This window comes from Achromobacter sp. Root170 (genome assembly GCF_001428165.1).
In the GTDB taxonomy this organism is placed as follows: domain Bacteria; phylum Pseudomonadota; class Gammaproteobacteria; order Burkholderiales; family Burkholderiaceae_B; genus Achromobacter; species Achromobacter mucicolens.
In genome coordinates, this window is record NZ_LMHN01000012.1 from 183,209 (window position 1) to 205,340 (window position 22,132).

At 67.2% G+C, this 22,132-nt stretch carries 19 protein-coding genes; 7 read left to right on the forward strand and 12 right to left on the reverse strand.

What is annotated here, in order from left to right; all coding sequences use genetic code 11:
- Positions 1 to 102: 102 nt before the first annotated feature.
- The 11 genes from ASD87_RS11040 to ASD87_RS11090 all read right to left on the reverse strand — a co-directional run bounded on the left by ASD87_RS11040 (position 103) and on the right by ASD87_RS11090 (position 13,828).
- The gene (locus ASD87_RS11040) at positions 103 to 1,254 is read right to left on the reverse strand and encodes an ABC transporter substrate-binding protein (protein ID WP_056321094.1); all 1,152 of its coding nucleotides are present in this window, start codon (positions 1,252 to 1,254) and stop codon (positions 103 to 105) included.
- Between the two features lie 162 nt (positions 1,255 to 1,416).
- Complete coding sequence (locus ASD87_RS11045) at positions 1,417 to 2,145, reverse strand: SDR family NAD(P)-dependent oxidoreductase (protein ID WP_056321097.1); 729 nt, start codon at positions 2,143 to 2,145, stop codon at positions 1,417 to 1,419.
- 38 nt (positions 2,146 to 2,183) lie between these two features.
- Positions 2,184 to 2,969 (reverse strand): cyclase family protein, encoded by a 786-nt coding sequence (locus ASD87_RS11050; RefSeq protein ID WP_056321098.1) that lies wholly within the window; start codon positions 2,967 to 2,969, stop codon positions 2,184 to 2,186.
- A gap of 161 nt (positions 2,970 to 3,130) precedes the next feature.
- Positions 3,131 to 4,378 carry an SDR family NAD(P)-dependent oxidoreductase gene (locus tag ASD87_RS11055; RefSeq protein ID WP_056321101.1) on the reverse strand — a complete coding sequence of 416 codons (1,248 nt, stop codon included), beginning with the start codon at positions 4,376 to 4,378 and terminating at the stop codon, positions 3,131 to 3,133.
- Positions 4,375 to 5,544, reverse strand: coding sequence for a thiolase family protein (locus ASD87_RS11060; protein ID WP_056321104.1), 1,170 nt, complete (start codon positions 5,542 to 5,544; stop codon positions 4,375 to 4,377). Before ASD87_RS11060 ends, ASD87_RS11055 begins: the two co-directional genes overlap by 4 nt.
- Entirely contained in the window at positions 5,541 to 7,181 is a 1,641-nt protein-coding gene (locus tag ASD87_RS11065) for an AMP-binding protein (protein ID WP_056321106.1), read from the reverse strand. The genes ASD87_RS11060 and ASD87_RS11065 overlap by 4 nt, the downstream gene beginning before the upstream one ends.
- Before the next feature lie 9 nt (positions 7,182 to 7,190).
- A complete protein-coding gene (locus ASD87_RS11070; protein ID WP_056321109.1) occupies positions 7,191 to 7,682 on the reverse strand; it encodes an aromatic-ring-hydroxylating dioxygenase subunit beta in 492 nt (163 codons plus the stop codon).
- The gene (locus tag ASD87_RS11075) at positions 7,679 to 8,998 is read right to left on the reverse strand and encodes an aromatic ring-hydroxylating dioxygenase subunit alpha (RefSeq protein ID WP_056321112.1); all 1,320 of its coding nucleotides are present in this window, start codon (positions 8,996 to 8,998) and stop codon (positions 7,679 to 7,681) included. Before ASD87_RS11075 ends, ASD87_RS11070 begins: the two co-directional genes overlap by 4 nt.
- Positions 8,999 to 9,018: 20 nt before the next feature.
- A complete protein-coding gene (locus ASD87_RS11080; RefSeq protein WP_056321115.1) occupies positions 9,019 to 9,996 on the reverse strand; it encodes a PDR/VanB family oxidoreductase in 978 nt (325 codons plus the stop codon).
- A 27-nt stretch (positions 9,997 to 10,023) separates the two neighbouring features.
- Entirely contained in the window at positions 10,024 to 11,568 is a 1,545-nt protein-coding gene (locus ASD87_RS11085; protein ID WP_056321116.1) for an indolepyruvate oxidoreductase subunit beta family protein, read from the reverse strand.
- 13 nt (positions 11,569 to 11,581) lie between these two features.
- Positions 11,582 to 13,828 (reverse strand): indolepyruvate ferredoxin oxidoreductase subunit alpha, encoded by a 2,247-nt coding sequence (locus ASD87_RS11090; RefSeq protein WP_056321119.1) that lies wholly within the window; start codon positions 13,826 to 13,828, stop codon positions 11,582 to 11,584.
- Positions 13,829 to 14,195: 367 nt separating this feature from the next.
- Between ASD87_RS11090 and ASD87_RS11095 the strand changes: the two genes are divergently transcribed.
- The 6 genes from ASD87_RS11095 (at position 14,196) to ASD87_RS11120 (ending at position 20,401) form a co-directional block, all read left to right on the forward strand.
- Positions 14,196 to 14,693: a MarR family winged helix-turn-helix transcriptional regulator gene (locus ASD87_RS11095; protein WP_056322688.1), complete on the forward strand. Its 498-nt coding sequence runs from the start codon at positions 14,196 to 14,198 to the stop codon at positions 14,691 to 14,693.
- 187 nt (positions 14,694 to 14,880) lie between these two features.
- On the forward strand, positions 14,881 to 16,452 hold the full coding sequence (locus tag ASD87_RS11100; RefSeq protein ID WP_056321122.1) for an ABC transporter substrate-binding protein: 1,572 nt from the start codon (positions 14,881 to 14,883) through the stop codon (positions 16,450 to 16,452).
- A gap of 58 nt (positions 16,453 to 16,510) precedes the next feature.
- Entirely contained in the window at positions 16,511 to 17,500 is a 990-nt protein-coding gene (locus ASD87_RS11105) for an ABC transporter permease (RefSeq protein ID WP_008158681.1), read from the forward strand.
- A complete protein-coding gene (locus ASD87_RS11110) occupies positions 17,500 to 18,414 on the forward strand; it encodes an ABC transporter permease (protein ID WP_056321125.1) in 915 nt (304 codons plus the stop codon). The genes ASD87_RS11105 and ASD87_RS11110 overlap by 1 nt, the downstream gene beginning before the upstream one ends.
- Before the next feature lie 8 nt (positions 18,415 to 18,422).
- The gene (locus ASD87_RS11115) at positions 18,423 to 19,409 is read left to right on the forward strand and encodes an ABC transporter ATP-binding protein (RefSeq protein WP_056321127.1); all 987 of its coding nucleotides are present in this window, start codon (positions 18,423 to 18,425) and stop codon (positions 19,407 to 19,409) included.
- A complete protein-coding gene (locus ASD87_RS11120) occupies positions 19,406 to 20,401 on the forward strand; it encodes an ABC transporter ATP-binding protein (protein WP_056321130.1) in 996 nt (331 codons plus the stop codon). Before ASD87_RS11115 ends, ASD87_RS11120 begins: the two co-directional genes overlap by 4 nt.
- Positions 20,402 to 20,452: 51 nt before the next feature.
- Here the strand turns inward: ASD87_RS11120 and ASD87_RS11125 are convergent, their stop codons facing one another.
- Entirely contained in the window at positions 20,453 to 20,971 is a 519-nt protein-coding gene (locus ASD87_RS11125) for a hypothetical protein (protein WP_056321133.1), read from the reverse strand.
- A gap of 220 nt (positions 20,972 to 21,191) precedes the next feature.
- On the opposite strand from ASD87_RS11125, the gene ASD87_RS11130 reads away from it, so the two are divergent.
- Positions 21,192 to 22,112 (forward strand): DMT family transporter, encoded by a 921-nt coding sequence (locus ASD87_RS11130; RefSeq protein WP_056321137.1) that lies wholly within the window; start codon positions 21,192 to 21,194, stop codon positions 22,110 to 22,112.
- Positions 22,113 to 22,132 lie beyond the last annotated feature (20 nt).

The window sequence follows — 22,132 nt, forward strand, 5'->3', positions numbered from 1 at the left end:
CTGCGGACCGGCGGAGCCCGGATCCGCGGCATCCCGATGGGACGCGCAGAGCCTGCTTTCTGGCGACGCCCGCAGCGCATGTGAGCGTGGGGGGAGATCCTTTTACTTGACTAGCGTCCAGTTGCCGTCTTTGACGGTGATGAGCTCGCGGCCGCGTTCGTCAAAGCCGCTGTGGTCTGCCGCGCTCATGTTGTAGACGCCTTGCGTGCCGACCAGCTCCTTGGTCTGCTCCAGCGCATCGCGCAGCGCGCTGCGGAACTCCTTGGTGCCCGGCTTGCCGGCCTTCTCGGCGATCGGCACGGCCTTCTCCAGCAGCAGACCAGCGTCGTAGACGTTGGCGCCGAAGGTGGCGGGCTTGGAGCCGTTGAGCTTTTCGTAGGCGGCGATGTAGTCGGCGGCGACCTTCTTGGACGGATTGCTGTCCGGCATTTCGGGCAGCACCAGCATCAGGCTGGCGGCCAGCACGGTGCCTTCGACTTTCTTGCCGCCCAGCTTCAGGAAGTCGGGCAGCGCGGCGCCGTGGGTCTGGTAGAACTTGCCCTTGTAGCCCTGATCGAACAGCGTCGTCTGCGGCAGCACGCTGGCGGCGCCCGGCGCGGCCACCAGCACGGCGTCCGGCTTGGCCGACAGGATCTTCAGCGCCTGGCCCGTGACCGAGCTGTCAAAGCGCAGGTAGCGTTCGTTGGCGGTGATCTTGATGCCCTTTTCCGCGGCCAGTCCCGAGAAAACCTTGTACCAGTTCTCGCCGTACGGGTCGTTCAGGCCGATGAAGCCGACGGTCTTGATGCCGGTCTTGGCCATGTGGTCCACCAGCGCGCGCGCGATGATGTCGTCGTTCTGCGTGGTCTTGAACACCCACTTCTTCTGGTCGTTCATCGGCAGCACCACCGCGGCGGTGCCCACCGGCGCCAGCATCGGCACGCCGGCCTCGGCGGCGAACTGGATCACGCCCATGGCGTTGGGCGAACCCGACGGGCCGATCAGCGCGTCCACGTTCTGCTCCGTGATCAGTTTCTTGAAGGCCGTGACCGAGTTGGTCGAGTCGCTGGCGTCATCCAGCGAGATGTATTCCACGGTCAGGTCGCCGATCTTCTTGGGCAGTAGCGGCACCGTGTTCTTTTGCGGAATCCCGACCAGCGCGGTGGGGCCGGTGGACGAGGTGACCACGCCGACCTTGACTTGGGCCAGGGCGGGCAGGGCGAACAGGGCGGCGACGGCAGCGGCGGCGGCCAGGGGGAGTTTCTTCGACAGCATGGCAAAACCTCCGGGGTAGGGAGCAGAGTGGGAGTGCGGCTGGAAAGCGGAGAAAACGGGAACTGCGGGAATACTTGTTGCTTAAAGTTTCTTACCTTCAAGGATCAGCACTGTAGACCCGGGTCCCGGTGCTTACCTATCCGTCAAAACCCGAAGCGACGGTCAGATGGTGATGGAGCTGACGCTTGCGCCGCCGCAGACGAACAGCGTCTGGCCGGTCACGAAGCTGTTGGCCGGATCGGCAAAGAACATGACGGCGCGCGCCACGTCGTCCGAACGGCCCAGCCGCTTGACCGGGATGCCCTCGGCAAGCTGCCGTTCACGTTCGCTGCCGGCTTCGATCACCTCGTAGAACATGTCGGTCTGGATGGGGCCGGGCGCCACCACGTTGACCGTGATGCCGTAAGGCGCCAGTTCCAGCGACCAGGTGCGCGCCATGCCGATCATGCCGGCCTTGGTGGCCGAGTAGGCGGTGCGCGTGGGCAGGCCCAGCGCGCCGCGCGAGGACATCATCACGATGCGGCCGAACTTTCGTTCCTGCATGCCGGGCAGGGCCGCCTGGACCAGGCTGATCGCCGCGCCCAGGTGGATCTGCGTCAAGCCATGCAGTTCTTCCTGCGTGACTTGCGGCAGCAGATTCGGCCAGATCACGCCGGCGTTGTGGATAACGTGGCTGACCGGAAACTTCGCGGCGACGTCGGCGCCCGCCTGCGCGGTGGCGGCGGCGTCCAGCAGGTCCACCTGCACGTTGTGCAGCCGCGGATGCGAGAAATCCGCTGCGCGGCGCGCCATCGAGATCACCTCGTAGCCCGCGTCGAGCATGCTGCGGCAGATTTCCGCGCCGATGCCGGCGCTGCCGCCGGTCACGATGGCCACATGGGTTTGCGTCATGGTTTCCCCCTTTGATTATTGGTGTGGGCGGGACGGCGTCAGGCCGTGGGCGCCAGCGCCAGCACGCGCAGCGGGCTGCCCGAGCCGCTGCGGATCTTGAGCGGCGCCGAGAAGATCACCGCACCGGTGGCCGGCAACTGGTCCAGGTTGGTCAGGCACTGCAAGCCGTAGCGGTTGTTGCCGTGCATGTAGTAGTGGCAGGGATAGGGCGGATCCAGATGCTGGGCTTGCCCGGCGTCCGTGCCCACCGATTCGGTGCCGAACCCATGCACGTCGCGCTCCTTGATGAGCCAGGGCACGACGTCGGCGTCGGGGCCGGGAGAATGCGCGCCGTCCGCCTGCATGTTCAGGTAGTCGGCGGGCTTGGCGCGCTTGGACCAGTCGGTGCGCATCAGCACCCAGGACCGCGCGGGGATGCGGCCGTGCTGTTCTTCCCATTTCTTGACGAAGTCGATCGTCAAGAGGAAGTCCGGGTTGCCGGCCGCCTGGGCGGAACAGTCGATCACGCAGGCGCTGGCGATGAAGGCGTCGATGGGAATCGTGTCCACCGTGTTGTCCGGCTGGTCCTTGCCCGTGACCCAGTGCGCGGGCGCATCGAAGTGCGTGCCGGTGTGTTCGGAGCACGAGAAGTTGTTCCAGTACCAGGCCGGACCGCGCTCGTCGTAGCGCGAGATTTCCTCGATCCGGAATGGCCAGGCCTGCCCGAATTCCGGCGGCAGCACGATGGTCGGAAACTCCGGCGTCAGCGTTTCGGTCAGGTCCACCAGGCGGATGCGCCCGGAGACCAGCTCGGTCATGAACTGGGCAAGGATAGGTTGACTCACGATGCGCTCTCCTGTTGGTTCCTGCGGGTGTCGGACACCCTTTGCTTCGTAGGTGTCAGACACCCTTTGAGACGCCGTGCCAAGCTGCCGGCTGTCTCCCCAGGGTGTCAGACACCGGGTTCTTTTGCTGCGTAGGTGTCTGACACCGCGTGATCCAGCGGTCAGCCGCCCGCGCCCAGCTCCCGTTCCAGTCCCTTCGGGTTCTCAGCCAGTCGCGCCCGGAATTCCTGCGCCACGTCGCCCACGTACACGTCTTCGATGCCATCCTTCAGCGCGCGCACGATGGCGGCGGCGATGGCCGCTGGCGCAACACGCGGGGGCGGGGTGCGTTGTTCCCATTCGTGGTCGACGGGGCCGGGAAACACGTTCACCACCCGCACGCCCGCGCCGCGCATTTCCGCGCGCAGGCATTGCGCGAGCGACAGCGCGGCGGCCTTGGATGCCGACCACATGCCGCGCGCCGGCAGGTTCATGTGCGCGTAGATCGACAGCACGTTGACCCACGCGGCGGCGCTGTTCACGCCGTCGGCGGCGCGGCCGCACAGCGCGGGGCCGAAGCTCTGCGCCAGCCGCATCAGCCCCAGCACATTGACGTCCATGGCGTCGCGCGCGGTGTTCACGTCCTTGCGGCTCAGCAGCCCGCCCTCGCGCTCCAGGTCGGCCGTGTTGACCAGGATCTCGACCTTGCCGCCGATGGACGCGGCCACGCGCTCCACGGAATCGGTGTCGGTCACGTCCAGCGTTACGGCCTGCACGCGCGGGTCCGCCGCCAGGGCGTCGAACGCGGCATCGCGCCGCCACGCCTGCGGGTCGCCCAGGAAGACCAGCGGGCTGCCCGCATCGAGCAGCGCGCGCGCCACGGCCTGGCCCACGGCCGACTTGCCGTCGGTGACCAGTGCGCGGCGGAACTTCGGATCGCACGAGGTCTCGCGCAGTGTCTTGTCGTCTTCCATGTTCGGCGTATTCCTTTCGGGCAGGGCGATCATCACGGCCTGGCCGCTGCGGTCCAGCTTCAGGGCCAGGCGCACGCGCGCGCCGTCGGCGCAGTCCTGGTGGACGTGCGCCACCACGGAGGGACCGGCGTCCATCCGCACCGTGCCCACGCGCCACGGCAGGCGTTCGCGGAAGTACAGGTCGTTGCTGTGATGCAACGTCGTGCTGACGAGCAGCACGCCGTTCGGGTCGGCGGGCCGCCAGGGCAGGTGCTCGGAAAGGCAATGGCCGCACACCTCGCGCGGCGGGTACTGCACCGTGCCGCATTCCGCGCAGGTCTGCAGATCGAAACGCCCCTCGGCGGCGGCGGCGGTCAGGCCCAGCGCGGCGCGGCTGCGCGAGCCGGGCGGCAGCGTGGGCTGCCGCGTCCGGGCGACGGGGTTCTTGCGAGGCGGCTTGGCCAGCGGCTCGGTCATGCGTCGCTCCTTGCCAGGATGGCCGCGGCGGTGCACAGCCCGCGGTCGTAATTGATCATGCCAAAGCCGCTGACCAGCCCCATGCGCGCCTCGCGCACCTGCGTGCCGCCGGCCGTGCCCGTCAACTGGCGCAGCGCCTCGACCATGCCCAGGTAGCCGCCGGCCGCGCCGGCCTGGCCCACCGACAGCTGGCCGCCGTTGGTGTTGAACGGAAAGCTGCCGTCCACGGTGAAGGTGTGGTCCCGCACGAACTGCGGCGCGGCGCCTTTCTCGCAGAACCCCAGGTCTTCCATCTGCATCAGGTTGATGACGGGATAGTCGTCATAGGCCTGCAGGAAGTCCATGTCCGCGGGGCCGGCATTGGCCTGCCCATACAGTTCATCGATGTCCAGCGTCCAGCCGCCCCGGGTCTGGATGGGATCGTCGATCCATGCGTTGTGGCGCTCGATGGTGGACAGGATGCGCGCATAAGGCAGGTTCAGCGCGCGTGCCCGGTCCTCGCGCATGACCAGAAACGCGTCGGCGCCCGCGCACGGCATGACGCAGTCGAACAGGTGGATCGGTTCGGTGATCACGCGCGCGTCCAGGTATTGGGCGAGCGTCAGCGGCTTTTTCATCAGCGCGTGCGGATAGCGCAGGGCGTTGTCGCGTTGCGCCACACAGACTTTGCCGAAGTCCTCGCGCGTGGCGCCGGTCTGGCGCATGTAGTTGGCGGTCAGCAGCGCAAAGCTCGCATTCGGGCCGCCGGCGCCATACGGATAGACGGCGTCCTGCGCAAAGCGCGAGAACTGGCTGACCGTGTTGCGAAACGAGTCCACGTGGTTGGTGTCGCCGGCCAGGCAGGCCACGATGTCGGCATCGCCCGCCTGCACGGCGCGCGCGGCGCGGCGCAGCGCGGCCACGCCGCTCGCCCCGCCCATCGGAATGTGATCGAGCCAGCGCGGCGTCATGCCCAGATGCTGGACCAGGCCGACCGCCGTGTCCGGCGCCAGCGTGAAGCTGGACACGCACAGGCCGTCGACGTCGGTCTTGGCCAGCCCGGATTGCCGGATCAGCGCGCCCAGCGCGCGTCCCAGCCACCAGTGCGCGGCGTGCGTGGAATAGCGTTCATAGGGAATGGTGACGGGCAGGGCCGCCACGACGCCGTCGTAGCCCAGGCGGGTCATGGGCGAGTCCCCTCGGCCGGGCGCTTCTTCATGTGGCACGTGTCCACGCAGCGCGCCGTGCCCGGCAGGGTGGGCGCCAGGGCCTTCATCTCGCCGCGCTGGATCTTGTTGGTGGTGGTGAGCGGCAGGCTGTCCACGAACGCGACATACCCGGGCGCCTTGTAATACGCCAACTGCGACAGCGACCATTGCACGATGCTGCGCGCGGCCTCGGCCATCGCGTCCGCGCCGTCGGGCAGCGTTTCCGGCACGACGCAGGCCAACACCTCGTCGCCGCGCACGGCGTCCGGCACGGCGGCCACCGCCACGGCCTTCACCAGCGGATGCTGCATCAGCACGCTTTCCACTTCCACAGCCGAGATGTTCTCGCCGCTGCGGCGGATGACGTTCTTTTTGCGGTCGACAAAGCGCAGGGCGCCGTCGGCCTCGCGGCGCACGATGTCGCCGGTGTGGAACCAGCCGCCCTCCCAGGCTTCGCGGGTAGCGGCCTCGTCCTTCAGGTAGCCGGCAAAAAAGCCATAGCGCGGATCCTCTCCGGCATGGCGCACCAGCAGTTCGCCCGGTTCGCCGATGGCGGCCGGTTCGCCCGCGTCGGTCACGATGCGCACCTCGACGTCAGCTTCCTCGCTGCCGAAGCTGCTGGTGCCGACGTGGCGCGGTTCCTGGTTGGCGATGATGACGGCGCCCGCGCCGGTCTCGGTCATGGCCCAGGCCTCCAGCAGCGGAAAGCCGAAGCGCGCCTCGAAGGGCGCATGCAGCTTGCGGTCCACGCCCGCGCCGAAGCCGAAGCGGATGGCCGGCTGCAGGTCCCGCGGGGAAGGCTCGGCCTTCATCAGGATGGCGGGCATGACGCCCAGGTAGTGCAGCACGGTGGCGCGCGATTCGCGCACGCTGTCCCACCATGAGCGCGGATGAAAGCGGTCCAGCGGGATCAGGCAGCCGCCCGTCAGCACCATCGCCATCGCGGAATAGGCCATGGCGTTCATGTGCACCAGCGGCAGCGGCGTCAGCATGCGTTCCTGGCCGGGCCGCAGCGCGGCCAGGCCGCCGATGCGGGCGTACCAGCCGCCCGCATGCAGGAAATAGCGGTTGGGCAGGATGCAGCCCTTGGGCCGGCCGGTGGTGCCGGACGTGTAGAGCAGCGCGCACTCGGTCAGTTCGGAAGGCGGCGTGCCTTGCTGGGGCGCGGGGAAGGGCGCGGCGGGCGGCGCGTCGTCCGGGCCCATCACGCGCAGTTCCCGGCCCGCCCGGTCCGCTGCCGCCAGCAGGTCCGCGTGGCGTCCCGGCAGCGCGACCGCCAGCGCGATCTCGGAATGGCCGGCCAGATACTCCAGTTCGGCGGCGCGCAGATCCGGATTGATCGGCACGACGGACACGCCCAGCGCATTCAGGGCAAACCAGTGCAGGAAGAACGCGGGCCGGTTTTCCAGCAGCAGGCCAGCGCGGTGGCCGTGGCCATAGCCAGCCCTCTCATACGCGGCGCGCAGCGTCTCGATGGCGTCGGCCGCCTTGCCGTAGGTCAGTTCGCCGGCCTCGATCCCATAGGCATCCGCCGTTTCGGGCAGGATGCACAGGAACGGCTGGCCGCCGTGGCGGGATGCGGTGTCGGCAAAGGCCTGGTGGACGGTGGCGGTCACGGTCCGCTCCTACATGAACAGTTGGATGTTGCCGAAGGCCGCGTCGCAGTTGACGAGGTCCACGCGTTTCAGGCGGATGCGCAGCGCGCCGTCCTGTTCCACCAGGTGATGCGTGGCCCAGCCCGCAAAGAGGGTCTGCGTGTCCTGCCGCGTTTCGACGTAATGGAAGGCGGTGCGCACCACGTGCCGCCCTTCGGCAGGCGCCGATTCGGGATGGTCATGTTCGACCGTGGGCGCCTGCAGCAGGTGATGGCAGCGGCTCTTGGGCTGCTGCGAGAACGTGCGCTGGCCCGCCAGCCGCTCGACGCGCACGCGCAGCAGCAGCTTGTCCTCGTACATCAGCGAGGCGTGCAGCTTGGCATCGGTCTGGCCGTGCGCCAGCGGCATCCAGTAATAGCCGTCGTCCGTGTACAGGTTCAGCCATTCCTCGAAGCGCAGCTCGTCCAGCATGCGCGCCTCGGCATAGACAAAATCGATCAACTCGCGGTCGCTTGCGCTCATACCGACTCCGATCCGGTCATGTAGCGGCCCCATGCGCGGTACTGGTTGCGCATCTGCCATTCGTTGGTGCCATTGGTGACGACGTTCTTCTGGTCCGCTTCGCCGGGCGCGTAGAGCCGTCCCACGTTGACCCAGTCGCGTGCGCGCGAGTGCAGGCCGTCCTGGGCGCGTTCGTACATTTCCAGGTCGTCGTGGCCCACCACGGACGTCGGCGCGTTGATGAGCCGGTTGTACATGAGCGTGCGTTCAAGCAGCAGGTCCGGCGCGCCCACCAGGCGGAACGTCCAGGACTCCACCAGCGTGCGGTCGGCGGCGATCGGCTTGAAGATCCGCAGCGTCTGGATCGGCCCCTTGACCATGATGTTGGGGAAGTACACCGTGTTGTGGCGCACGTCGCCCAGGATCGCCTTGGCGCGGTCTTCGCCGTAGGCCTGCACCATCGAATCCCAATAGCCCGGGATGCCCGAATACGAGGCGTGGATGGAGTCGGAAACGCCGGTGTGCCCGTGTCCGTTTTCCCAGACGCGGATGCCCATGTTCTCGAAGAACTCGTAGGGCGAGATGAACGGCGCGAACAGCTCGACCGCCATCGGCTTGGGCGTGCCTTCGGGCGCCTGTTCCCAGACCTTGACCGCCGTGCCCGCCGAGGATTCGTGCGCGACCATCGGATGGCAGGTGTCGGTCTGGTTGTCGACCAGCATCTTCCAGTTGCAGCGGTGCATGTAGCGCAGCACGCCGCCGGCGACCTCAAGGCGGCCTTCGGGCGAGCGGTCGACCATGTTGTCCAGCGTCGAAAGCGAATCGCCGAAGAATTCCTCGAACGACTGGCCCTCGGGGTTCAGGCGGCAGAAGACGAAACCGCGATGGTTGCGCACGTCTTTCACGGCCGCCATGCCCTGGCTGGCTTCGCAGTTTTCCAGGCCGGTGTTCTCGTAGCCTTTTTTCAGCGGGATCGACAGCAGGCTGCCGTCCGTCTTGAACGTCCAGGCGTGATAAGGGCAGCGAAAGAACTTGCCTGTGTTGCCGCAGGCCTCGCCCGCGACCATGGTGCCCTTGTGCGGGCAGCGGTTGTGCAGCACGCGCACGGTTTTGTCGCTGTGGCGGATCATCACCACCGGCTGGTCGCCGACGGTGGTGGTGATGTAGTCGCCCGGGTTGGGCACCTGGCTGTCATGGCCGACATAGACCCAGGTGTTGGCGTACAGGCGCTCCATTTCCAGGTCGAACAGTTCCTGGTCGATGAAAAGGTCCTTGTGCACCTCGGTGTCGCGGAGCAGCGCGCGGATGGCGTCGGGATTGTCGCGGTATTTGCCCATGGTCGCTTCCTTGTCGGGGACTACAGGTCCAGCACCAGGCGCGCGGACTTGGCGCGCGAGATGCAGATCTGGATGATCTTGCCGCTCGCCTTCTCGGTGTCGGAAAGGTAATAGTCGCGGTGGTCGGGCTCGCCTTCCAGCACGGTGGCCTGGCACACGCCGCATTCGCCGCGCTTGCAGTCGACCATCGGGTCGCAGCCTTCTTCCTCCATGACCTCGACGATGGTCTTGTCGGCAGGAATCGTCAGCACGCGGCCGGATTGGCGCAGTTCGACCTCGAAGGCCTGGTCGCCAGCCTGCGGCGCGGCCGTCGCGAAAAGCTCGAAATGGATGTGGGCGTCGGGCCAGTGGCGCGCGTGCGCGCCCTGGATGACGGCGTCGATCAGCCCCTTGGGTCCGCAGACGTACAGGTGCTGGCGCGGCGTGGCCGATGCCAGCAGCGCCTGCAGGTCGAACCGGCTCGCGGGATCGTCGTCGGCGTGCACCGTCAGGTCGCCGCCCGCCAGCGCCTGCAGCTCGGGCAGGAAGGCAAGCTGATCCTTGCTGCGGCCGCAGTAATGCAGATGGAACGCGCGGCCGGCGGACTTGAGCGCGGCGGCCATGGACGCAATCGGCGTGATGCCGATGCCGCCCGCAATCAGAATGACCGGCTCGTCGCCGGCAGGCGATTCGTGCAGCGGAAAGTCGTTCTTCGGGCCTTCCACGGTCAGCACGTCGCCCTCCGCCAGCGCGTGCATGTGGCGCGATCCGCCCTGGCTGGTTTCTTCCAGCCGCACGCCCAGGCGGTACTCGGCGGGTTCGGCAAAGCGTCCCGCCTCGGGCGCCAATTGCACCAGCGAATAGCAGCGCGGGTCGCGCAGGCTGGGGATCGTCACCTTCAGGTGCGCGCCGGGGCCGAAGGCGGGCAGCGCGCCGCCGTCTTCGCGCGCCAGCCGGAACGAGCGGATCAGCGGCGATTCCTGCCGGACTTCCCGGACGATCAGTTTGAGTGTCTGCACGATGTCTGTCTCTTTCTGTTGGCGGCCTCAGGCGGCCAGTTTTTCCGCAATCTGGCGTTCCATGGGCTCGCACTTCACGTTGGCAAGCGCCGTGTCGCGCAGCGCGCGCAGCGCGTCGGCGGCGTCGGGACGGCCGGCCAGCTGGTCCGCCGCCGCGATGAGCTGCCGGTACTTGCCGCCGCCGCGCACATGGGTATCGCTGTAGCCCTTGACCAGGCGGCGGCAGTTGACGGTCTCGACCGCCAGCGCGTAGTCGCGCGGCGCCAGCCGGGCCACCAGCGCCAGCCACGTTTCCAGGGATTCGGCTTCGATCTGATGGCGCAGCGTGCCGCGCCGGAAGCGCCGCATGCCGGCCAGCGTGTACAGCATCAGGAATCCGCCCAGCGTGCCGCTGCGCAGGCGGCGGCCCTTGCCGAGCCGGCGCCCCACGAAGCCGCTGAAGGCCTTGGAGCCCTCCAGCCAGCGGCCCAGCCGCGCCGGCAGCGTGCCGCAGATCTCTTCCAGCCGGGGGTGCATGAATTCGGTTGTGTCCACGAGCTGGCCGGGGCGCGCGCCGACTTCCGAACGCACGCGGTCAAAGCGCGCGCCGCGCGTCTTCAGGTCCGCCACGCGGATCACGTCGTCGTACGCCATGGCCGTGGCCACGTAGCGCGCGGCGGCACAGGTCAGCGCCCATTGGCGGGCGTCGCCGCCGTGCTGCGCGTCCAGGTCGCGGATCGCCTTCATGCGGCGCAGGTAGTCTTCGGCGTAGGCCAGGTCCTGGAATTCGATCTGGCGGCGCACGCCCGCGGTCAGCATGGGCTGCGCACAGGCCGGAAAGTCGCGCCGGATGGCGTCCAGCAAGGCCTGCGCGCGCGGGCTGGCGGCGCGCTCGGGCACAGGCGGAACGGGACGCGCGAGGTCGATGGCGGCGGGCGCGTCCGGCGCCTTGTCGGCCGACTCGAAGCCCAGCGCAAACGCCCGCAGGCTCGCGTCCACGCCCAGGCCCGCGCGCCGCACGGTGGCCTCGAAGTCGTCGCGGCTAAAGGGCAGGGCGCCGCTGCCGGCCACCGCCCCAAAAAGGCTGGCGCTGATGACGCTGCCGGCACGGTCCGCCAGATCCTGCAGGTCGAAACACAGGAAGCGGCGCGCGGCGGCGCGTCCCGCTTCCAGCACTTTGTTCGGGTCCGCGATCCCGTTGCCGGGCGCGGACTTTTCGCTGACTGCAAAGCTGCGGTGCGACGACGCGATCAGGACCGTGCGTTCGGGCGTCACAAGACCGCGCTGGATGGCGCGGCCGCCTTCCATCAATTCGGCGGCCACCACCAGGTCCACGTCGCCCGGCGTGGGCATCAGCGCCAGGGCCGGCTGGCGGCCCGCGCGCTGCACGTCGGCCTCGGGCAGCAGCTCCAGGTAGTAGATCGTGGCGCCGGTGCGCTGCGCCACGCCCGGCACCGAGGTGGTCTGCGCCCACCAGCCCGCGTGCTCGGCCATGTCGACGATCCAGTCGGCCAGCACGCCGCCGCCCTGGCCGCCCATGGCCAGGATGGCGATCTTGATGGGGTTGCCTTGTTGCATCACCGCCGCGTTCATGGTGCTGGGTTCCTCAAAGGGCGTCGTGCGCCAGGCGCGCCGCGCGGCGCCGTTGCAGAAAGCCGATCACCGCGCCGCGCAGGCGCGCCACGAAGCGGTCGGCGCCGGTCGGGTTGTGGATGATGTCGGCGCGGTAGAACGATGGGCACAGCACGGCCGCATGCGCGACCTCGCCACAGTTGCCGCAGCCCACGCAGCTGCTTTCCACGTGCGCGACCGGATCTTCCTTGAGGGGATCGCCGCTGTCCTTGACCGTCAGCGACGGGCAGCCGGACAGCCGGATACAGGCGTGGTCGCCCGTGCAGACATCCGGATCCACGCCAAAGCGTTCCTTCACGACCCGCTTGCCCTCCTTGACCGCCTTATTGAAGAGCGGCTTCACGCGCCGCTGCTTGTTCAGCATGCACTCGGACTGCGCGATGATGACCTTCGGACCCTTGATGTCGGTGGTCAGCGCCTCTTCGATCGTGGCGCGCACCTTGGCGACGTCGTAGGTCCGGTCCAGCGTGCGCACCCACTTCACGCCCACGCCGCGCACGGCCTGGTCGATCGGGTTGTTGGTCGAGCGGTCGGGATTGTCGGCGCGCGAGGACAGGATGTCCTGCCCGCCGGTGGCCGAGGCGTAGAAGTTGTCGACGATGACGATGACGCCGTCGTACTTGTTGAACACCGCGTTGCCGATGCCGGACGCCAGCCCGTTATGCCAGAAGCCGCCGTCGCCCATGATGGAGATGGGCCGCTTGGCGGCCGGCACGTTGAACGCGGCCGCGCTGGAGGCGCCCAGCCCGTAGCCCATCGTCGTGGCGCCCAGGTTGAACGGCGGCAGGATGGAAAACAGGTGGCAGCCGATGTCACACGAGATATGGTGCTGGCCCAGCGTTTCCTGCGCCAGCGTCAGCGCCGAAAAGATCGGCCGCTCCGGACAGCCCGTACAGAAGCCTGCGGGCCGCGGCGGCACCACGGCGGCCAGCCCTTCGACGTGCTTGTGGAAGGTGATGGGCTGCTCGGCGGGGCGCGGCGGTTTGGGCCGCGAGATTTCGGTGATCGAGATCGCGGCAGGTTCCGCCTGCGGTTCAGCCGGGGCTTGCGCCTGGCCATCCGCCGCCACGGCCGGATGCGTCTGCAGCGATTCGGGCCGGTTGCGCTTGAGGAATTCGCGCAGGCCGTCGCGCATGACCTGGGTGGTGTATTCGCCTGCCATCGGCAGCACGTCCTTGCCGGACAACTGCGTGCTCACACCCGCGCGGCGCAGCACCGCATGCAGGTTCTGCTCGATGTAGTCGGGCTGGCCTTCCTCCAGCAGCAGCACGGCGCGCTTACCCCGGCAGAAGTCGATGACCTCGTCCTCGATGACGGGGTAGGTCACGTTCATGACGTACAGCGGGATGCGGCTGTTGCCGAAGTTGTCCGCCAGGCCCAGGAGCTGCAGCCCGCGAATCACGCCGTTGTACAGGCCGCCCTGCAGGATCAGTCCGATATCGTCCTGCTCGCCGTCGAAGTGTTCGTTGAGCTGGTGTTCCTTGATGTAGCGGATGGCCGCGGGCCAGCGCTCCTTGATCTTTTCCTGTTCGTGCAGGAACGACGCCGGCGGCAGCACGATGCGGCTGGTGTCGCGCGCCGGGCTTTCCAGCGCCTCGGCCAGGCTGAAGGCCGGGCGCTTGTTTTCCTTGGCGATGAAGCGCCCGTGCACGTGGCAGCCGCGGATGCGCAGTTGCAGCATCACGGGCGTCTTGCTGGCTTCGGACAGCGCAAAGCCGTCTTCCACCGCCTTGACCATGCTTTCCAGGTTCGGACGCGGGTCCAGCAGCCAGATCTGCGACTTCATGGCGAACGCGTGCGAGCGTTCCTGCATGATCGACGAGCCTTCGCCGTAGTCTTCGCCCACGATGACCAGCGCGCCGCCCGTGACGCCGCCCGACGCCAGGTTGGCCAGCGCGTCGGATGCGACGTTGGTGCCCACCGTGGATTTCCAGGTGACGGCGCCGCGGATGGGGTACATGACGGAGGCGGCCAGCGTGGCCGCGGCGGTGGCTTCCGAGGCGCTGGCCTCGAAGTGCACGCCCAGTTCCTGCAGGATGTCGTTGGCGTCGGCCAGCACGTCCATCAGATGCGAGATCGGCGAACCCTGATAGCCGGCGACGTAGCCCACGCCCGATTGAAGCAGCGCCTTCGTGACGGCAAGAATCCCTTCGCCGCGAAATTCCTCACCCGCGCCGATGCGCAGCTGCTGGACTTCTTTCTTGAAAGATCTTTCCGCCATCTGGATCCCTTACGCGGACCCGGGCGGGTCCTTAATCCGTGCTGCCGTGCAGCATCGTCCTGCCACGAAAACATCGCCTGAAAAATACTTTAGGAGTCAACGTTTTAGCTGTCAATAAAAAAGATGAAATTTCATGGAAATTAAAAAATATCACGCAAAAACAAGGGTGTATATACTGGTTGTCCTTTAGCTTTTTGACGGTTTCGGAGCGCTGCAATGGTGCAAAAACGGGTTGCGATTTGGGGTATACCCTGTGCTGCGCAACAGCATTGCGGTACATCATGGCGCGCGGCTGCGCCGTCGTGGTGCAATGCGCTTTTCGGCAACGGGGCGGACCTTCGAAATGGGTGCGTGGGAGCAAACCAACATGCAGGCAGATAAGCCACGCGGCACGCGCGCGGCCGCAACGGGCCCGCGGTTCGTCGATGGCTACCTGGCCTACCTGCTCGCGCAGGCCAGCCAGCGCATCTCGGCGGAATTCCATCAACAGGTCAAGGCCGCCGGGTTGTCCGTGACCGAATGGCGCGTGCTGGCCAGTCTTCAGGGCAGCGCCGGCGAAACCATCGGCAGCCTGGCGGTGCTGGCCATCACCAAGCAGCCCACGCTCAGTAAGGTCGTGCAGCGCATGGAGGCCGACGGGCTGGTGGCCCGCACCGGCGTACGCGCAGACCGCCGTCAGACGCGGGTCTGCATCACGGCCAAGGGCTCAAACCTCATCGGCGGGCTGTGCGAGCAGGCCTTGCAGCATCAAAAGGCGGTGCTCGCGCCCTTCGGCGAAGCCAAGGCCGCGATGCTGATCGAAATGCTCGATGTTCTGATGACCGAGCACGTGCCGCTGGAACTGCCCATCGACACCGACGAGTGACGCCTTCCGTTGCAAGCACGCACTCGAACATCGTTCGGTCCGATTATTTCGTTACATGCTTATGCGTCCCTGATTGCTCCCGCTCTCTGAAAACCCCCTCCGGTACGCACAAACCCTGAATTGACGCGGGTCTCGCCGCTAGGCACACTCGCGCCGGTATTCAGACTACTGTCAGGAGTTGACACTTATGCGCCGCACTTTGATTGCTATCGCGATCGCCGCCGCCGTGGCAGTGCCCTCGATCGGGCAAGCCAAGACCTTCCGCTGGGCCGCCCAGGGCGACATCCTCACGTTCGATCCGCACTCGCAAAACGAGGGCATGACGATCGCCGCCAACAGCTACATCTACGAGCCGCTCGTCGACTACGACAAGTCCTTCAAGGTGTCGCCGCGACTGGCCACGGAATGGGAGCAGGTGTCGCCCACGCTGTATCGCTTCAAGCTGCGCCCCAACGTCAAGTTCCATGACGGCGCCGCGTTCACCGCCGACGACGTGGTGTTCTCGATCCACCGCGCCATGGCGCCCACGTCCAACTACAAGGCCTACACCACCGGCATCAAGGAAGCGCGCAAGATCGACGACCTGACGGTCGAGATCGAAACCTCCGCGCCCAACCCCGTGCTGCTGCGCCAGCTGACCAACGTGTTCATCATGAACAAGGCCTGGTCCGAAAAGAACAAAATCGCCAAGCCGCAGGACTTCGTCAACAAGGAAGAAACCTACGGCGCGCGCAACACCAACGGCACCGGTCCCTACAAGCTCAAGAGCCGCGAAGTCGACGTGCGCACGGTCTTCGAGGAAAACAAGGACTGGTGGAACAAGGCCGGCAAGGTCGGCAACGTGACCGAAGTCGTGTTCACCCCGATCAAGCAGAACGCCACGCGCACCGCCGCGCTGTTGTCCGGCGAGATCGACTTCGTGCTGGATCCGGCCGCGCAAGACCTGGACCGCCTGCGCCAGTCGCAGAAGGTCGTCGAGGGCAACGAATACCGCACCATCTACCTGGGCCTGGACCAGAAGCGTCCGGAGCTGCAGTACTCCAACATCAAGGGCAAGAACCCGTTCCAGGACGTGCGCGTGCGCGAAGCGCTGTACCGCGCCATCGACGTCGACGCCATCAAACGCGCCGTGATGCGCGGCCTGTCGGCGCCCACCGGCACGATGATCGCGCCGCAGGTGCATGGCTGGGCCGAATCTCTGCACAAGCGCGTGCCCTACGACCCCGAAAAGGCCCGCGCCCTGCTGAAGGAAGCCGGCTACGACGGCACGCTGAACTTCACGCTGGACTGCCCGAACAACCGCTACATCAACGACGAAGCCATCTGTCAGGCTGTCGTCGGCATGTGGGCCAAGGTCGGCGTCAAGGCCACCATGAATGCCATGCCGCGTTCCACCTACTTCCCGAAGGTGCAGTCGTTCGACACCAGCGCCTACCTGTTCGGCTGGGGCGTGCCCACGTTCGACGCCATGTACACGCTGCAGAACCTGATCCGCACCAAGGGCGAGGGCGCGGACGGGATGTACAACCTGGGCAACTACAGCAACAAGGAACTGGACGTCATCATCGACCGGATCAAGACCGAGACCGATCCGAAGAAGCGCGACGCCGACATCATCACCGTGCTGGAAGGGCACGCCAAGGACTTCGGGCACATCCCGCTGCATGACCAGGTCATCCCCTGGGCCATGCGCAAGAACGTCACGGTCATCCACCGTGCCGACAACCGCCTCGTTGCCGATTGGGTCAAGGTTGACTGATCCAGGCTAACCAGACGGCGGGACCTACCCGGTTCCGCCGTCTTGCTTTTTTCCGCCTATGTTCGCTTTCATACTGCGTCGCCTGTTGCAGGCCGTAGCGGTGATGCTCACCGTCGCGCTACTGGCCTTCGTGCTTTTTCAATACGTCGGCGACCCTGTCACCATCATGCTGGGACAGGACGCCACCGATGCCGAGCGCATCGAACTGCGTGAACGCCTGGGCCTGAACGAGCCCGCCATCGTTCAATTCGGCCATTTCGTGGCCAACGCCGTGCAGGGCAATTTCGGCATCTCCCTGCGCCAGAGCGAACCCGTTTCCACCCTGCTGAAATCCCGCCTGCCCGCCACGCTTGAGCTGTCGATGGTGGCTGCCTTGCTGGCGCTGGTCGTGGGCGTGCCGCTGGGCGTGTACACCGCGCTCAAGCGCAACAGCCTGGTCTCGCAGATGCTGCTGGCCGGGTCGCTGCTGGGCGTGTCGCTGCCGACCTTCCTGATCGGCATCCTGCTGATCCTGGTGTTCTCGGTGCAACTGGGCTGGCTGCCCAGTTACGGGCGCGGCGATACCGTCAGCCTGGGCTGGTGGACCTCGGGCCTGTTCACCGCCACGGGCTGGAAGCATCTCATCCTGCCGTCCATCACGCTGTCGCTCTTCCAGATGACGCTGGTGCTGCGGCTGGTGCGCTCCGAAATGCTGGAGGTCCTGCGCTCGGACTACATCAAGTTCGCGCGCGCCCGGGGCCTGAAGCGCCGCGCCATCCACTTCGGCCACGCGCTCAAGAACACGATGGTGCCCGTCATCACCATCACCGGCCTGCAGCTGGGCGGCATCATCGCCTTCGCCATCGTGACCGAGACCGTGTTCCAGTGGCCGGGCATGGGCCTGCTCTTCATCCAGGCCGTCCAATTCGCCGACGTGCCGGTGATGGCCGCCTACCTGTGCCTGATCGCGCTGGTGTTCGTGGTCATCAACCTGATCGTCGATCTTCTGTATTTCGTCGTGGACCCGCGGCTGCGTTCCGGGCTGACTCGCGGCGGGGGGGCTCACTGATGCGCGCCGTACTCAAACGCTGGTGGGACAGCGACATTGCCTGGGCCTGGCGCCGGGCGCCCGTGGCCATCGTGGCCACCCTGCTGCTCGCGGCCCTTCTGATCGGCTCCTTCGGGGCCGGCTGGGTCGCGCCGCACAATCCGTTCGACCTGACCAAGGTTGAACTGCTGGACGCGCTGCTGCCGCCGGCCTGGGAACCCAACGGGCAGGCCACGTACCTGCTGGGCACCGACAGCCAGGGCCGCGACCTGTACTCGGCCATCCTGTACGGCACGCGCGTGTCGTTGCTGATCGGCCTGGCCTCGGTGCTGCTGTCCATGCTGATCGGCATCGTGCTCGGGCTGGTGTCGGGTTATGCCGGCGGCCGCATCGACGCCTTCATCATGCGGGTCGCCGACGTGCAGCTCTCGTTCCCCGCCATCCTGATCGCGCTCCTGATCGACGGCGTGGCGCGGGCGGCGGTGCCGCGCGAGATGCACGAGATCATCGCCTTTCCGGTGCTGATCGGCGCCATCGCGCTGGCCGGCTGGCCGCAGTACGCCCGCACGGTGCGCGGTTCGACGCTGGTCGAAAAGAACCGCGAATACGTGCAGGCCGCGCGCGTGATCGGCGTGGCCTCGCCCGTCATCATGTTCCGCCACGTGTTGCCCAACGTGCTGGGTCCGGTGCTGGTGCTGGCCACGGTGCACCTGGCCACCGCCATCATCACCGAGGCGACGCTGTCGTTCCTGGGGGTGGGGGTGCCGCCGACCGCGCCGTCGCTGGGCACGCTGATCCGGATCGGCAACGATTTCCTGTTTTCCGGAGAGTGGTGGATCACCATTTTCCCGGGCGCGGCGCTGGTGCTGCTGGTGCTGTCGGTCAACCTGCTGGGTGACTGGCTGCGCGACGCACTCAACCCGCGTCTGAACTGAGGGTAACCATGAGCGCATTACTCGAAGTCCGCAACCTGCGCGTGGAATTTCCCACGCGCCGCGGCACGCTACGCGCCCTGGACGATGTGTCCTTTTCCATCCAGGCTGGCGAAGTCCTGGGCGTGGTGGGCGAATCCGGCGCCGGCAAATCGCTGACCGGCGCTTCCATCATCGGCCTGCTCGAACCGCCGGGCCGCATTGCCGCCGGCGAGATCCTGCTGGCGGGCCGGCGCATCGACAATCTGCCCGACGAACAGATGCGCCGCGTGCGCGGCCGCGAGATCGGCGCGGTGTTCCAGGACCCGCTGACCTCCCTGAACCCGCTGTACACGGTGGGCAGGCAACTGGCCGAAACCATCGTCACGCATCTGGACATGACGTGGTCGCAGGCGCGCAACCGCGCGGTGGAACTGCTGGCGTCCACTGGCATTCCCGCCGCGCGCGAGCGCATCGACCACTACCCGCACCAGTTTTCCGGCGGCATGCGCCAGCGCGTGGTGATCGCGCTGGCCCTGGCCGCCGAGCCGAAGCTGGTGGTGGCCGACGAACCCACCACCGCGCTGGACGTGTCGATCCAGGCGCAGATCATCGAACTGCTCAAGCGCCTGTGCCGCGAGAACGGCACGGCCGTCATGCTGATCACGCACGACATGGGCGTGATCGCCGAGACCGCCGACCGCGTGGCGGTGATGTACGCCGGCCGCGTGGCCGAGATCGGGCCGGTGGCCGACGTGATCCACAAGCCGCGCCACCCCTACACGGCGGGGCTGATGGGGTCCATTCCCACGCTCGAAGGCCACATCGAGCGGCTGGTGCAGATCGACGGCAGCATGCCGCGGCTGAACGCCATTCCCCCGGGCTGTGCGTTCAACCCGCGCTGCGGCCAGCGCCTGCCGCGCTGCGCGCACGACCGCCCCGAGCTGATGCCTGCGGGCACGTCGCGCGCGGCCTGTTGGCTGCATGACAAAGGCAATACGTTGGAGGTGGCCGCATGAGCACGCCCTTGGTTCAAGTAAAGGACGCGGCGCGCTGGTTCGACGTGTCGCCGCCCTGGCTGGAGCGCACGCTGGCGCGCAAGCCCAAAGTGATGCTGCGCGCGGTGGACGGGGTGTCGTTCGACATCGCCCGCGGCGAGACGCTCGCATTGGTGGGCGAATCCGGCTGCGGAAAATCGACGGTCGCCCGCATGCTGGTGGGGCTGTACGGCCTGACCCGCGGCGACATCCAGTTCGATGGCCAGCCGCTGTCGCGCATGTCCGAGTCGGGCGGCCGCGTCCTGCGAAAGCGCCTGCAGATGATCTTCCAGGATCCCTATGCCAGCCTGAATCCGCGCTGGCGCGTGGGCCGCATCATCGCCGAGCCGATGCTGACCCACACACAGATGACGCAAGACGAGCGCGTCGCGCGCGTGGGCGATCTGCTCCGGCAGGTGGGGCTGGACCCGGCGGACCAGGGCCGCTATCCGCACCAGTTCTCGGGCGGTCAGCGCCAGCGCATCTCGATCGCGCGGGCGCTGGCGGTCAATCCGGAGTTCCTGGTGTGCGACGAGCCCACCTCGGCGCTGGACGTGTCGGTGCAGGCGCAGGTGCTGAACCTGATGAAGGACCTGCAACGCAAGCTGGGGCTGACGTACCTGTTCATTTCCCACAACCTGGCCGTCGTGCACCACGTCGCCGACCGCGTGGGGGTGATGTACCTGGGGCGCATGGTGGAAGTGGCGCCGCGCGACGAACTCTTTGCACGGCCGCGGCATCCCTACACGCGGATGCTGCTCGAGGCGATTCCGGACATCAACGGCGCGGGCAAGCCGCGCACGGCGGTGGCGGGCGAGGTGCCCAATCCCCTGAATCCGCCGTCCGGCTGCACCTTCCATCCGCGCTGCCCGCACGCCAACGACCGATGCAAGGCCGAGGCGCCGGCCGCGAAGCTGGCGGGGGTGTCGATCGTGGCCTGCCATGCCGTCGAGGAAGGCCGGATCACCGTGTGATCCTGCCGCCGCCGCGGACCGGGCGCCTGCCCGGGCTGCGGCGCGCCGCGCTCAATGGCGGTGGTTGTGGACGTCGTCGTAGGGCGTGTCGTCGTCCTCGTCGTCCGCGTCGTCGTCCTCTTCCTCGTCTTCTTCGTCCGGATCGGGCTGCGGCTCCTCGGTTAGGGCGAAAGGCAGCACTTCCTCAAGGTTGTCGGACCAGGCGGATTCTTCGCCGTCGTGGTCCAGCTTGATGAAGCGCTCGCCGTCGTTCAGCGAGATCTGGATCGCCCACAGGTACAGGCAGTCGTAGGTGTCGTCATCGGACTGCGGCAGGCCGCCGCGGTTGCCGAGCAGGCGCGCGCCCGGCCCGCCCATCTGCACGTGCGTCTGTTCCTCGTCGGCCTCGGCTTTCTCGTCCATTGGGACGCCGTAGGTCACCCATTCGGTGCCTTCGTCGCCCAGCACCACTTCCGCCAGCACAGGCTTGCCCAGATAGGCGCTGAGGGCGTCCGCGGTCTTGGCCAGCATGTCCAGTTCGGGGGCGCTGAAATGGGTCAAGGAAGCGGGCGGAGTGGCTGAGGCGGACATGTTGGTTCCTGGGCGCGATGAAGCCGCGACGGCACGGCAGATACGTCAGGCGCTATTGTCGCGCGAACGGCGCTGCGTTGCATCGGGCGCTTGGATTACGAACAAACGTGTGCGGTATCCGGATGGCGTGCCGGGGCGGCTGCATATCGGTGACGTATACATCAAGCCGGACGAGGCCTACACTGGCCGGCTTTCGTCTTCCTGCCTTTCCGTTTCAAACATGCGCGCCGACGCTCCGCAGCTTCCCCTCCGCTTTTTCCTGTTTCCCCTGCTGGCCGCCCTGATCTGGTCGGTCAACATGATCGTGACCAAGATGGCGGCCGGCGTGATCGCGCCCGCCGCCATCGGCTTTTACCGCTGGGCGCTGGCGGGCATCGTGCTCACCCCCTTTGCGTTGCCTGGCGTCTGGGCGCAGCGACGCCAGGTGCTGGCGCATCTGCCGAAGTTCGCGGTGCTGGGCGGACTGGGCATGGCGCTGTATCAGGGCCTCGCGTACGTGGCGGCCGCCTCGACCACCGCCACCAACATGGGTTTCATCACCGCGATGATTCCGCTCATGACCATCGCCGTCATGGCGGTCATCATGCGTGAGCGGCCCTCGGCGATGGCCGTGCTGGGCAGCCTGGTCTCGCTGGCCGGGCTGGCGCTGCTGATCGGCGAGGGCGATCCGGCCCGGCTGCTGTCGGTGGGCGCCAACCATGGCGACGTGCTGATGGGGCTGGGCGCGCTGGCCTATGCGCTGTACGGCGTGCTGCTGCGGCGCTGGGCGCTGCCGGTGGGGCCGTGGCAGTCGCTGTACGTGCAGGTCGCGTTCGGCATCCTGTTCCAGCTTCCCGCCTTCCTGATGGCCGCGCCGTCGCCCCTCAATGCCGCCAACGTGCCGCTGGTGCTGTATGCCGCGGTGTTCCCGTCGCTGTTCGCGCCATATCTGTGGATGCAGGGCGTGCGCCATCTGGGGCCCAACCGCGCCAGCATCTTCCTGAACGTCATGCCCGTGTTCACGGTGGCCATCGCGGCGCTGTTCCTCGATGAAAAGCCGCATCTCTTTCACATCGCCGGCGGCGCGCTGGCGCTGGCCGGCGTGATGCTGGCGCAGATGCGCACGCCGGGCATGCCGGGGCGCGCGGCAAAAACCCGCTGAGGCGGCATGGGGCCGGATCA

What these genes read in the sequence shown, in the direction of transcription:
- ASD87_RS11105 (WP_008158681.1), top strand. Translation starts at nt 16,511, where the DNA reads ATGTTCGCTTTCATACTGCGTCGCCTGTTGCAGGCCGTAGCGGTGATG.
- ASD87_RS11075 (WP_056321112.1), bottom strand. Translation starts at nt 8,998, where the DNA reads ATGGGCAAATACCGCGACAATCCCGACGCCATCCGCGCGCTGCTCCGC.
- ASD87_RS11045 (WP_056321097.1), bottom strand. Translation starts at nt 2,145, where the DNA reads ATGACGCAAACCCATGTGGCCATCGTGACCGGCGGCAGCGCCGGCATC.
- ASD87_RS11070 (WP_056321109.1), bottom strand. Translation starts at nt 7,682, where the DNA reads ATGAGCGCAAGCGACCGCGAGTTGATCGATTTTGTCTATGCCGAGGCG.
- ASD87_RS11100 (WP_056321122.1), top strand. Translation starts at nt 14,881, where the DNA reads ATGCGCCGCACTTTGATTGCTATCGCGATCGCCGCCGCCGTGGCAGTG.
- ASD87_RS11090 (WP_056321119.1), bottom strand. Translation starts at nt 13,828, where the DNA reads ATGGCGGAAAGATCTTTCAAGAAAGAAGTCCAGCAGCTGCGCATCGGC.
- ASD87_RS11130 (WP_056321137.1), top strand. Translation starts at nt 21,192, where the DNA reads ATGCGCGCCGACGCTCCGCAGCTTCCCCTCCGCTTTTTCCTGTTTCCC.
- ASD87_RS11055 (WP_056321101.1), bottom strand. Translation starts at nt 4,378, where the DNA reads ATGACCGAGCCGCTGGCCAAGCCGCCTCGCAAGAACCCCGTCGCCCGG.
- ASD87_RS11110 (WP_056321125.1), top strand. Translation starts at nt 17,500, where the DNA reads ATGCGCGCCGTACTCAAACGCTGGTGGGACAGCGACATTGCCTGGGCC.
- ASD87_RS11125 (WP_056321133.1), bottom strand. Translation starts at nt 20,971, where the DNA reads ATGTCCGCCTCAGCCACTCCGCCCGCTTCCTTGACCCATTTCAGCGCC.
- ASD87_RS11060 (WP_056321104.1), bottom strand. Translation starts at nt 5,544, where the DNA reads ATGACCCGCCTGGGCTACGACGGCGTCGTGGCGGCCCTGCCCGTCACC.
- ASD87_RS11115 (WP_056321127.1), top strand. Translation starts at nt 18,423, where the DNA reads ATGAGCGCATTACTCGAAGTCCGCAACCTGCGCGTGGAATTTCCCACG.
- ASD87_RS11095 (WP_056322688.1), top strand. Translation starts at nt 14,196, where the DNA reads ATGCAGGCAGATAAGCCACGCGGCACGCGCGCGGCCGCAACGGGCCCG.
- ASD87_RS11040 (WP_056321094.1), bottom strand. Translation starts at nt 1,254, where the DNA reads ATGCTGTCGAAGAAACTCCCCCTGGCCGCCGCCGCTGCCGTCGCCGCC.
- ASD87_RS11120 (WP_056321130.1), top strand. Translation starts at nt 19,406, where the DNA reads ATGAGCACGCCCTTGGTTCAAGTAAAGGACGCGGCGCGCTGGTTCGAC.
- ASD87_RS11085 (WP_056321116.1), bottom strand. Translation starts at nt 11,568, where the DNA reads ATGAACGCGGCGGTGATGCAACAAGGCAACCCCATCAAGATCGCCATC.